This window comes from Streptomyces xylophagus, from assembly GCF_000716435.1.
Classification (GTDB): Bacteria; Actinomycetota; Actinomycetes; order Streptomycetales; family Streptomycetaceae; genus Streptomyces; species Streptomyces xylophagus.
In genome coordinates this window covers 100,522-112,923 of record NZ_JNWO01000024.1, presented here as the reverse complement: position 1 = coordinate 112,923, position 12,402 = coordinate 100,522, and the positions used below count along the sequence as shown (strand labels likewise).

General features: G+C 69.5%; 8 protein-coding genes. All 8 read left to right on the top strand.

Annotation, left to right across the window (positions count from 1 at the left end; translation table 11 throughout):
• Positions 1 to 78: 78 nt before the first annotated feature.
• Entirely contained in the window at positions 79 to 1,293 is a 1,215-nt protein-coding gene (nrtL, locus tag OO70_RS39960; protein ID WP_043683146.1) for an ArgS-related anticodon-binding protein NrtL, read from the top strand.
• Positions 1,294 to 1,395: 102 nt separating this feature from the next.
• Positions 1,396 to 2,787, top strand: a complete 1,392-nt coding sequence (gene lysA, locus OO70_RS39955; protein WP_043683143.1) for a diaminopimelate decarboxylase — start codon at positions 1,396 to 1,398, stop codon at positions 2,785 to 2,787.
• A 153-nt stretch (positions 2,788 to 2,940) separates the two neighbouring features.
• Positions 2,941 to 4,233: a homoserine dehydrogenase gene (locus OO70_RS39950; protein ID WP_043683140.1), complete on the top strand. Its 1,293-nt coding sequence runs from the start codon at positions 2,941 to 2,943 to the stop codon at positions 4,231 to 4,233.
• 6 nt (positions 4,234 to 4,239) lie between these two features.
• A complete protein-coding gene (gene thrC / locus OO70_RS39945; RefSeq protein ID WP_043683137.1) occupies positions 4,240 to 5,298 on the top strand; it encodes a threonine synthase in 1,059 nt (352 codons plus the stop codon).
• Positions 5,299 to 5,544: 246 nt separating this feature from the next.
• Positions 5,545 to 6,474, top strand: a complete 930-nt coding sequence (gene thrB / locus OO70_RS39940; RefSeq protein WP_043683134.1) for a homoserine kinase — start codon at positions 5,545 to 5,547, stop codon at positions 6,472 to 6,474.
• A 411-nt stretch (positions 6,475 to 6,885) separates the two neighbouring features.
• Positions 6,886 to 8,913 carry a transcription termination factor Rho gene (rho, locus tag OO70_RS39935; RefSeq protein WP_043683132.1) on the top strand — a complete coding sequence of 676 codons (2,028 nt, stop codon included), beginning with the start codon at positions 6,886 to 6,888 and terminating at the stop codon, positions 8,911 to 8,913.
• Between the two features lie 150 nt (positions 8,914 to 9,063).
• Positions 9,064 to 10,920 (top strand): trypsin-like serine protease, encoded by a 1,857-nt coding sequence (locus OO70_RS39930; RefSeq protein ID WP_043683129.1) that lies wholly within the window; start codon positions 9,064 to 9,066, stop codon positions 10,918 to 10,920.
• A gap of 217 nt (positions 10,921 to 11,137) precedes the next feature.
• Complete coding sequence (locus tag OO70_RS39925) at positions 11,138 to 12,274, top strand: LCP family protein (protein ID WP_043683126.1); 1,137 nt, start codon at positions 11,138 to 11,140, stop codon at positions 12,272 to 12,274.
• The last annotated feature ends 128 nt before the right edge of the window (positions 12,275 to 12,402 follow it).

The following is a 12,402-nucleotide window of genomic DNA, read 5'->3' as shown; positions in this document are numbered from 1 at the left end:
CACCCCCGCCGTCCACATCCCGGACCCCTGGCCAAACCGGCTGGCCTACCCACCCCCCTCCTCCCATACGCTTGTCCCGTGACCCCCGTCGAGCTCTCCCGTACCGTGCTGCGCGCGGTGCGCCGTGCTGTCGAGGGCGGGGAGCTGAGCGTGGTTGTGCCCGAGAAGGCGTTGGTGACCGTGCCGGGGGCCGGCGGGTGGGGGGACTACGCCACCAACATCGCCCTTCAGCTCGCCCGGCCCGCCGGGGAGACCCCCCGTCGCGTCGCCGAGCTGCTGCGGCCGCATCTCGTCGAGGCTCAGGGCGTCAGTGGTGTCGAGATCACCGGGCCCGGTTTCCTCAACATCAGCCTGGTGAGGGGGAGTGCGGCGTCCGTCCCTCTCGTCGAGGAGATCCTGCGGCGCGGACCGCGGTACGGGTTCACCGACGAGGTCGTCGGCGAGACCATCGACGAGGCCGCCGTTATCAGCCCCGGCACGCCTGGCACGCCTGGCACGCCTGGCACCCGCGACGCCCCCGACAGGGTCCCCGTACACCTCCACGCCCCCCACGACCCCCGCGCCCTCGTCGTCATGGACGTCGTCGCCCGTCTCCTGCGTTCGCAGGGCGCCCTCGTCAGCACCAGCTGCGAGGCCCGGCCCGAGCCGGAATGGGTCGCCGTTCTCGGCGTCGAGGCCGACACCTACGGCACCCCCGAGGCGCCCTCACCGGCACCGGCCCCGCTCGACGCCAACGGCCACGCCAACGCCCACGGCCACGCCAACGTCATCATCAACGTACGGCCCGTCCCCGCCCCCGACCTCGACCCCTCAGCCCTCCTTCTCCTGGGCCGTGACGCCGCCCGCTGGGCCCTCCTTCACCCCGCCGCCCATGACCGGCCCCGCCTCACCGCCGACCACCTCGTGCAGCGGGAGAGCAACCCTCTCTTCCGGGTCCGTTACGCCTACGCCCGCACCCGGGCCGTCAGCCGCAACGCCGCCGACCTCGGTTTCACCGCCGAACCCGGCGACGTAGAAGACGTGCGAGCGGACACCACCCCCCTCGGCACCCCCCTCACCGCCCACCCCCGCCTCCTCGCCCGCGCAGCAGCCCACCGCACCCCCGACCTGCTCGCCCGGCACCTGGTCGCCGTAGCCGATGCCGCCCTTCCCGTCCTCGTCACGGTGCTTCCGCTCGGGGACGAGAAACCCTCGGCCGCCCACCGTGCCCGGCTCGCGCTTGCCGAAGCTGCCGGGGCGGTGCTGGCCGGTGGCCTTTCCCTGCTCGGCATCGACGCACCCGAACACCTCTGAGCGCCAGGACCGACAAAGTCACCGCACGATCCGATCGCCACGACCGACGAAGACACCACCCACACGATCTGCGCGCCAGGAAGAGACAGAAGAGAACACGACATGAGCCGTTCCGCACACCCCGCCGGTCCCCGGCACGCCGACGTCCTGCCCGAGGGGCACTACTCCGCCCCGGCCGCCGACCTCAACGAACTCGACCCCAAGGTGTGGGCCCAGACCGTCGGCCGGGACGCGGACGGTGTCGTCACCGTCGGCGGTGTCGACGTGAAGACCCTCGCCGAACAGCACGGCACGCCCGCCTACGTCCTCGACGAGGACGACTTCCGGGAGCGGGCCCGTGCCTGGCGTACCGCCTTCGGGCACGACGCTGACGTCTTCTACGCCGGCAAGGCGTTCCTGTCCCGTGCCGTCGTGCGGTGGTTGCATGAGGAGGGGCTGAATCTTGACGTCTGCTCCGGGGGCGAGCTCGCCACCGCCCTCTCCGCCGGCATGCCCGCCGACCGCATCGCCTTCCACGGCAACAACAAGTCCGTCAGTGAGATCACCAGGGCCATCGACGCCGGCGTAGGACGTATCGTCCTCGACTCCTTCCAGGAGATCGTCCGCGTCGCCCACATCGCGCAGTCCCTCGGCAAGCGGCAGCGCGTGCAGATCCGGATCACCGTGGGCGTGGAGGCGCACACCCACGAGTTCATCGCCACCGCCCATGAGGACCAGAAGTTCGGGATTCCGCTGGCCGGGGGGCAGGCCGCCGAAGCCGTACGGCGTGCTCTTCAGCTCGACGGGCTCGAAGTCATCGGGATCCACTCGCACATCGGGTCGCAGATCTTCGACATGTCCGGCTTCGAGGTCGCCGCCCATCGCGTGGTCGGGCTGCTGAAGGACATTCGGGACGAGCATGGAGTCGAGCTGCCCGAGATTGATCTCGGGGGCGGCCTCGGTATCGCTTACACCAGCGACGACGACCCTCGCGAGCCCCACGAGATCGCCAAGGCGCTCACCGAGATCGTCACTCGCGAGTGCGACTCCGCGAAGTTGCGGACCCCGCGGATCTCCGTCGAACCCGGGCGCGCGATCGTCGGGCCCACCGCCTTCACCCTCTACGAGGTCGGCACCATCAAGCCTCTCGACGGGCTGCGGACGTATGTGTCGGTCGACGGGGGCATGTCCGACAACATCCGGACCGCGCTCTACGACGCCGAGTACAGCGTCGCTCTCGTGTCCCGGACCTCCGACGCCGAGCCCATGCTCGCGCGGGTCGTCGGCAAGCACTGCGAGAGCGGGGACATCGTGGTCAAGGACGCTTTTCTGCCGGGGGACCTGGCACCCGGTGACCTCATCGCCGTACCGGCGACGGGTGCGTACTGCCGTTCCATGGCGAGCAATTACAACCATGTGCTCCGGCCGCCGGTCGTCGCCGTGAAGGATGGCGAGTCGCGGGTCATCGTCCGCCGGGAGACGGAGGAGGACCTGCTCCGACTCGACGTCGGCTGAGTGCACGGTGGGAGGGTGGGAGGGTGGAAGATCTACGGTCTTCCACCCCCGTAGAAATGAAATCGATGTCTCACGATCCGGACCATGGATAGAAACTCCCGTCCGGTGAGTGAGACTGGTCCAACCGATGACGGTATGAGGAAACGAGGTCGGATGATGCGTACGCGTCCGCTGAAGGTGGCGCTGCTGGGCTGTGGAGTGGTCGGCTCAGAGGTGGCGCGCATCATGACGACGCACGCCGACGACCTCGCCGCCCGCATCGGCGCGCCGGTCGAGCTCGCGGGCGTGGCGGTACGGCGGCCGTCCAAGGTCCGCGAAGGCATCGACCCCGCCCTCATCACCACCGACGCCACCGCCCTCGTCAAGCGCGGGGACATCGACGTCGTCGTCGAGGTCATCGGGGGGATCGAGCCCGCCCGCTCCCTCATCACCGCCGCCTTCGAGCACGGCGCGTCCGTCGTCTCCGCGAACAAGGCGCTGCTCGCCCAGGACGGTGCCGCGCTGCACGCCGCCGCCGAGCAGCAGGGCAAGGACCTGTATTACGAGGCCGCCGTCGCCGGGGCGATTCCGCTGATCCGGCCGCTGCGCGAGTCCCTCGCCGGCGACAAGGTCAACCGGGTGCTCGGCATCGTCAACGGGACCACCAACTTCATCCTCGACAAGATGGACTCCACGGGCGCCGGGTACCAGGAAGCCCTTGATGAGGCCACCGCGCTCGGGTACGCCGAAGCCGACCCCACCGCCGACGTCGAGGGCTTCGACGCCGCCGCCAAGGCCGCCATCCTCGCCGGAATCGCCTTCCACACGCGCGTGCGTCTCGACGACGTCTACCGCGAGGGCATGACCGAGGTCACCGCCTCCGACTTCGCCTCCGCGAAGAACATGGGCTGCACCATCAAGTTGCTGGCGATCTGCGAGCGGGCCGAGGACGGCGGGTCCGTCACCGCGCGTGTGCATCCCGCCATGATTCCGCTCAGCCACCCGCTCGCCTCCGTCCGCGGCGCCTACAACGCCGTGTTCGTCGAGTCCGACGCCTCCGGGCAGCTGATGTTCTACGGCCCCGGCGCGGGCGGCGCTCCGACCGCCTCCGCCGTGATGGGCGACCTCGTCGCCGTGTGCCGCAACCGGCTCAACTCGACCACCGGGCCCGGCGAGTCGGCGTATGCCGCGCTCCCCGTGTCGGGCATGGGCGAGGTTGTCACGCGGTACCACATCAGCCTCGACGTCGCCGACAAACCGGGTGTTCTCGCACAGGTCGCCACCGTGTTCGCCGAGCACGGTGTCTCGATCGATACGGTTCGGCAGCAGGGGAAGGACGGCGAGGCCTCTCTCGTCGTCGTCACGCACCGCGCGTCCGACGCCGCCCTCACCGGGACCGTCGAGGCGTTGCGCAAGCTCGACACCGTGCGGGGTGTCGCCAGCATCATGCGGGTTGAAGGAGAGTAACCAGCAATGACCCACCAGTGGCGCGGAATCATCGAGGAGTACCGGGACCGGCTCCCGGTGTCCGACAGCACGCCGGTCGTCTCCCTCCGCGAGGGCGGCACGCCCCTCGTGCCCGCGCAGGTGCTCTCCGAGCGCACCGGCTGCGAGGTCCACCTCAAGGTGGAGGGCGCCAACCCCACCGGGTCCTTCAAGGACCGCGGTATGACCATGGCCATCACGCGGGCCAAGGAGGAGGGCGCGCAGGCCGTCATCTGCGCCTCCACCGGCAACACGTCGGCCTCCGCCGCCGCCTACGCCGTACGCGCCGGGATGGTCTGCGCCGTCCTCGTGCCGCAGGGCAAGATCGCGCTCGGCAAGATGGGCCAGGCCCTCATCCACGGCGCGAAGATCCTCCAGGTCGACGGAAACTTCGACGACTGCCTCACCCTCGCCCGCGAGCTGAGCGACAACTACCCTGTGGCGCTGGTGAATTCGGTCAACCCGGTGCGCATCGAGGGCCAGAAGACGGCCGCCTTCGAGATCGTCGACATGCTCGGCGACGCGCCCGACATCCACGTCCTGCCGGTGGGCAACGCGGGCAACATCACCGCGTACTGGAAGGGCTACAAGGAGTACGCCGCCGATGGCATCGCCGCGCAGACTCCGCGCATGTGGGGGTTCCAGGCGTCCGGGTCCGCGCCCATCGTGCGCGGAGAGATCGTCAAGGACCCCTCGACGATCGCCACCGCGATCCGCATCGGCAACCCCGCCTCCTGGCAGTACGCGCTCGCCGCGCGGGACGAGTCCGGCGGGTTCATCGACGAGGTGACGGACCGTGAGATCCTGCGCGCCTACCGGCTGTTGGCCGCGCAGGAGGGCGTTTTCGTCGAGCCCGCCTCTGCTGCTTCTGTCGCCGGTCTCCTTAAGGCGGCCGAGCAGGGCAAGGTCGACCCGGGCCAGACCATCGTCTGCACGGTGACCGGAAACGGCCTCAAGGACCCCGACTGGGCCGTCGCGGGCGCACCGCAGCCCGTCACCGTCCCGGTCGACGCGGCCACGGCGGCCGAGCGCCTCGGTCTGGCGTAAAGCCGCCTGGCGGGTATTCGCCACGGGGGGTGCACAGGGGGCTTACGACACGCATCGTGCGCCTCCTGTGCGCCCTATGTCGCCACAGAACCTTCCTTCGATAGGCTGTACCGAACCCGCCCGCCGCATATGCCTGCGCGCATGGCTCGGCACCGCGCCGTCTCCACGGCCCGAGGGTCTTCACGTACCTATCGATCTCATCGAATGTCTTCGACAATCACGCAGCTCAAGGAGAGTCATCGAGCGATGGCCGGTCCAGCCTTCCGCGCCGCCGCCGTCCGGGTGCGCGTCCCCGCCACCAGCGCCAACCTCGGCCCGGGCTTCGACGCCTTCGGCCTCTCGCTGGGGCTCTACGACGACGTCGTCGTCCGTGTCGCCGACTCCGGGCTGCTCATCGACATCGCGGGCGAGGGCAGCGAGACCCTCCCGCGCGACGAGAACCATCTCCTCGTACGGTCCCTGCGCACCGCGTTCGACCTGCTCGGCGGACAGCCGCGCGGCCTCGAGATCGTGTGCGCCAACCGCATTCCGCACGGCCGCGGTCTGGGCTCCTCCTCCGCCGCCATCTGCGCCGGCATCGTCGCCGCGCGCGCCGTGACCATAGGCGGGGACTCCCGGCTCGACGACACGGCCCTGCTGGAGCTCGCCACCGAGATCGAGGGCCACCCCGACAACGTGGCCGCCTGTCTGCTCGGCGGCTTCACGCTCTCCTGGATGGACGGCGGCGCCGCGCGGGCGATCAGGATGGACCCCGCCGATTCCATCGTTCCGGTGGTTTTCGTACCCGGGAGGCCGGTGCTCACCGAGACCGCGCGCGGCCTGCTCCCGCGCAGCGTCCCGCACGTCGACGCCGCCGCCAACGCGGGCCGCGCCGCACTGCTCGTCGAGGCCCTCACCCGGCGCCCCGAGCTGCTGCTGCCCGCCACCGAGGACCGCCTGCACCAGGAGTACCGCGCGCCAGCCATGCCGGAGAGTGCCGCACTCGTGGACCGCTTGAGGGCGGACGGAGTTCCGGCCGTCATCTCCGGCGCCGGGCCCACCGTGCTGGCACTGGTCGACGCCGACAACGCCGACAAGGTGTCCCATCTCGCCGGCGAGGGCTGGGCCGCCAACCGGCTGGATCTCGACGCACAGGGCGCGTGCGTCCTTCCGCTCGCCGCCCCGAGCGCCAATTGACTACGTACCGTCGCCGGATTTCGAGAGGGGGAATGTTTGTTGGATCCGGTAGTGTTAATCTCAAGTCTGCACCCGACCCCACCATGGCGAGGTGCTTGTTGTCCCCGTCCGGGACAGACATTCTTCCGGGAGCCTCCCAAGCCGCACTGTGTTTCGTACGACGTACGCGGGCAGTACCTCGTACGCGGGCACTGAGCGGTTCGCCGGGCACGCTCCGGAATTGGTGCGACCAAGCCACGTGACACAGACACTCGGTGCCACTGCTTTGGGAAGCGCCGTCACCAGAACACTCTTCCGCCGCTTAGGCGGACCACCGCCCCGGCACGGTTCACACAGCAAGAACCGAAGCCGGACAGCACAACCGGTCGCCGAGCCAGACAGGCCGACGTCCGCTCCAGGGAAGGACCCTTCGTGAGCGACACCACCGATCTGATGGGCGCACGTGTCGAGGAGACCGCTGCCGCGCCCGCCACGGACGCCTCCGCGCCTGCCACCGGTGCCGGCTCCCGGCGGCGCCGCGGTACCGGCCTCGACGGCATGGTGCTGGCCGAGCTGCAGCAGGTCGCATCCGGCCTCGGCATCAGGGGCACCGCGCGTATGCGCAAGAGCCAGCTGATCGAGGTCATCAAGGAGGCGCAGGCGGGCGGGGGTGCTCCGGCCAAGGCCGAGACCGCCACCGAGACCAAGCCGAAGCGCCGCGCCACCTCCAAGGCCCGTACCGGCGACGAGGCGGTCGCACCGGCCGAGCAGAAGGCCGAGAAGGTCGCCGCCGAGAAGGCCGTGGCCCAGCAGCAGATCGAGATCCCCGGCCAGCCCGCCAGCGAGGACGCGCCCGTCGAGCGTCGTCGTCGCCGTGCCACCGCCGAGGCCGGTAGCCCCGAGACGGTCACCGCCGAGGCGAAGAGCGAGCCGAAGGCCGAGACGCCCGTCGCCGCGCAGGGCGAGGCCAGGGCCGACGCCGGGGACGACGGTCGTCAGGGCCGTCGTGACCGCCGTGACCGCGACCGCGGTGGCCGTCAGGACCGCGACCGCGGCGACCGCCGCAAGCCCGAGGAGCAGCAGGGCGGCGGCCAGCAGCAGAGCGGCGGCCGTCAGGACCGCCAGCAGCAGGACCGTCAGCAGGGTGGCCAGCAGCAGAGCGGTGGCCGCCAGGACCGTCAGCAGCGCGACAACGGCCCGCAGGACGACGACGAGTTCGGCGACGGCCGGCGCGGTCGCCGCGGCCGGTACCGGGATCGCCGTGGCCGTCGCGGCCGTGACGAGTTCGGTGGTGGCGCAGCCGGCGAGCCGCAGGTCGCGGACGACGATGTCCTGATCCCCGTCGCGGGCATCCTCGACATCCTCGACAACTACGCCTTCATCCGTACGTCGGGCTACCTGCCGGGCCCGAACGACGTGTACGTCTCCCTCGCCCAGGTCCGCAAGAACGGCCTGCGCAAGGGCGACCACGTCACCGGCGCGGTCCGCCAGCCGAAGGAGGGCGAGCGTCGCGAGAAGTTCAACGCGCTCGTGCGCCTGGACTCGACCAACGGCATGGCTCCCGACTCCGGGCGCGGCCGCCCGGAGTTCAACAAGCTGACGCCGCTGTACCCGCAGGACCGGCTCCGCCTGGAGACCGACCCGGGTGTGCTGACGACCCGCATCATCGACCTCGTCGCGCCCATCGGAAAGGGCCAGCGCGGTCTGATCGTGGCCCCGCCGAAGACCGGCAAGACCATGATCATGCAGGCGATCGCCAACGCGATCACGCACAACAACCCCGAGTGCCACCTGATGGTCGTCCTGGTCGACGAGCGTCCGGAAGAGGTCACCGACATGCAGCGGTCGGTGAAGGGCGAGGTCATCTCCTCGACCTTCGACCGCCCCGCCGAGGACCACACCACGGTCGCCGAGCTCGCCATCGAGCGCGCCAAGCGGCTGGTGGAGCTGGGCCACGACGTCGTCGTACTCCTGGACTCGATCACGCGTCTCGGCCGTGCGTACAACCTCGCCGCCCCCGCCTCCGGCCGCATCCTCTCCGGTGGTGTCGACTCCACGGCGCTGTACCCGCCCAAGCGCTTCTTCGGTGCCGCGCGCAACATCGAGGACGGCGGCTCGCTGACCATCCTCGCCACCGCGCTCGTCGACACCGGCTCGCGCATGGACGAGGTCATCTTCGAGGAGTTCAAGGGCACGGGCAACGCCGAGCTCAAGCTCGACCGGAAGCTCGCCGACAAGCGCATCTTCCCCGCGGTGGACGTCGACGCGTCCGGTACCCGTAAGGAAGAGATCCTGCTCGGCAGCGACGAGTTGGCCGTCACCTGGAAGCTGCGCCGTGTGCTGCACGCGCTCGACCAGCAGCAGGCGATCGAGCTGCTGCTCGACAAAATGAAGCAGACGAAGTCGAACGCCGAGTTCCTGCTCCAGATCCAGAAGACCACTCCTGGCAACGGCGACTAAGAGAAGTCAGCGTTATCAAAGGGCCGCCCCCTGTTAAGGGGGCGGCCCTCTGTGTTGTCAGTGGCTCGCTGTACGATCGCGCCCTTCGGACTTGTTTTCGACAACCGTCCGAACTTCTGATCCCGAGGGGGGACTTGAATGGGTACGCCCATGCCTGGGGCCGGTCGGCACAGACGCCGGATACGCTTCGCTCTGCCCGTCGCCGCGGCCGGTATCGCCGCCGCCGTGACCGCCGCACTGCTGACGACGTCCGCCGGCGCGGCCACCGCGCTGCCGACGCCGACCGCGAAGCCCGCCGTCAGCACGACCTCGCTCGCCACGCTCAAGGAGCGCATCGCGGGCGCCCTCGCCGATGACGACACCGCCGGCGAGACGACCAAGAAGTCGTCCGCGAGCGCGAGCACCACCGGCACGACCGCCAGCCCGAAGATCATCGGCGGCACGACGACGACCATCAGCACCGCGCCGTACATGGCGCAGCTCTGGTACTACGACGACAAGGGCACCACCGACGAGAGCGACGACCTGGGCTTCTTCTGCGGCGGCTCGGTCATCGCGCCGACGAAGATCCTGACGGCCGGGCACTGCACCAAGGACGAGCACGGCAAGGCCTACAACTGGGCCAAGTACGGCGCGGTCGTCACCAGCGCCACCGTGCTGCCGACCAGCGACGCCGACGGCAACACCGACCTGCACGGCGGCCAGGCCACCGCGGTCCTGCGCCAGTGGACCCACCCGTCGTTCAACGTGTCGACCATCGACAACGACATCGCGGTCCTCACCCTGGCGCTCCCCGTCAAGGCGACCCCGATCCGTATGACGACGAACACCGACACGACGTCGTACACGGGCACGGCCGCCAAGACCGCCACGGTCTACGGCTGGGGCCGCACGAGCTCCAGCTCGCAGGACATCTCCGAGACGCTGAAGAAGGCCTCGCTGCCGATCCAGTCGGACGCCACCTGCGCCGGCGCCTACGGCAGCCTGTACATCAAGGGTCACAACGTCTGCGCGGGCGAGCCCGCCACCGGCAGCGACACCACCACGACGGCCATCTGCAACGGCGACTCCGGCGGCCCGCTGGTCGTCGCCGGCCGGATCGTCGGTGTCGTCTCCTGGAGCGCCGACGACGGTGACGCCACCACGGTCAACGACTGCGTCGTCGAGGGCACCTACGGCGTCTTCTCGAAGGTCAGCGCCTACGTCGGCGCCGCCTACGCGCAGGTCGACGACGGCAACCTGAGCTACACCGACAACAAGGCCGACGTCTACGCCCGCAAGTCCTCCAACAAGGTGGGCTACGAGCTGGACTCCAAGGGCACCTCGCTGGCCACCCGCGTTTCCCTGGGCGACTGGGGCGGCGTCAACCTGGTCCGCTCGGCCGACCTGAACCGCGACGGCTACCAGGACTGGATCTACCGGACCACCTCCGGCGCGGTCTACTGGGACCACTTCGTGCTCAACAGCGCGCGCGACGACGGCAGTTGGGCCAGCACGAAGATCTTCGCCAACTGGAAGACCCGCACCCGGATCCTCGCCCCCGGCGATGTCACCGGCGACTACCTGCCCGACCTGGTCTCGGTCGACAGCGCCGGCGTGCTGTGGATCTACCCGGGCAAGGGCAACGGCACCTTCAGCTCGCCCTCGCGCGTCGGCGGCGGCTGGAGCCAGTACAACGTGCTGGTCGGCAAGGGCGACTTCACCGGTGACGGCAAGGCCGACCTGCTCGCCCGCAACAAGAGCACCGGCGTCGTCTACCTGTACAAGGGCGCCGGCAAGTCCGGCTCGGGTGCCTTCGCGGCCCGCGTGAAGGTGCGCACCTGGGGCAGCTACAACGCCTTCGACTCGGTCGGCGACTTCACCGGCGACGGCAAGGCGGACCTCCTGATCCGCAACGCCAGCGGCTCGCTCTACGTCTACCCGGGCACCGGCAAGGCGACGAGCGAGATCTTCGGCACACCGAAGTCGCTCGGTACCGGTTTCCAGCAGTACGACATCTTCGGGTGAAAGACCAGGTGAGCGGGGTGTGACCCGCTGATCCGACTACACAGGGTGCCCATCGCCGTACGCGATGGGCACTCTGCGTTGTGCAACCCTTTCTCGAGTTTCCCTGTCTGACCTGGTGGAGCGACCATGGAGCGAGGATTGAGCGGTATCGGTCGCTTCGGCCAGGCCTGACCCTGAAAGCAGGGGGTAACCGACCGGAACGAGATTCGAGGAGCCCATGTCCGCCGAGAGCACGCCGGAGCCCGCCATACCGGGCAAGGACGGCAACAGCGGCCCGCGCCACCGCGCCGGAAGCCGCAAGAAGGACCGCAGTCCGCGTCACAAGGCCCTGCTGATCACGGCCTGGGTCGCGGCGGGCGTCGTGGTGCTGGGCGGCACCGGCGCCGGGTACGTGTACTTCAAGCTCAACGGCAACATCAAGAGCGTCGACATCAACCAGGTCCTCGGCACCGACCGGCCGGTCAAGGTCGACAACGGCTCGGAGAACATCCTGGTGCTGGGCTCGGACACCCGCTCCGGCACCAACAAGAAGCTGGGCGGCGGCACCGACGACGGCAGCGCCCGCTCCGACACCGCGATGATCATCCACGTCTACAAGGGCCACAAGAAGGCCAGCGTGGTGTCCATCCCGCGCGACACCCTCATCGACCGCCCCGAGTGCACCGACACCAAGGGCGTCACGCACGACGCGGCGTCCGGCGTCATGTTCAACTCCGCGTACTCCACGGGCGGCGCGGCCTGCGCGGTGAAGACCGTCGAGTCCCTCTCCGGCCTGCGCATGGACCACTACCTCGAGGTCGACTTCTCCGGCTTCGAGAAGCTCATCAACGAGCTAGGCGGCGTCCAGATCACTACGACCAAGGACATCAAGGACTCCCAGAGCCACCTGAACCTCAAGGCCGGCACCCACACGCTCAACGGCTCCCAGGCCCTCGGCCTGGTCCGCACCCGGCACGGCGTGGGCGACGGCTCCGACCTCGGCCGCATCCAGCTCCAGCAGGCCTTCATCAAGGCCCTGGTCAACCAGGTCAAGCACATCGGCGTCCTCACCAGCCCGACCAAGCTCTACGACCTCGCCAACACCGCCACCAAGGCCGTCACCACCGACTCCGACCTCGGCTCCGTGAACTCCCTCACGTCCTTCGCCAACGGCCTCAAGAGCATCAGCTCCGCGAACATGAACATGGTCACGATGCCGGTCGAGTACGACCCGGCCAACCCGAACCGGGTGATCGTGGAGAAGTCGAAGGCACAGCTGGTCTGGAACGCCTTGAAGAACGACCAGCCAATCCCCGCAGCGGCGACCAAGGGCACAGCAACAGGCGAAGCAAAGGGCGTCGTGACAGCGGGCTAGGGCGCAACCCCCCAGGGGCGAGGGGAACTGCGCGCCCAGCCCCCACGCACCCGCAGGGAATAGATCACCTGGGCCCCCCGTTTTGGGAGATGGCTCCAGTCCTGGCAGACTGGTACGTCGGCCCCGGT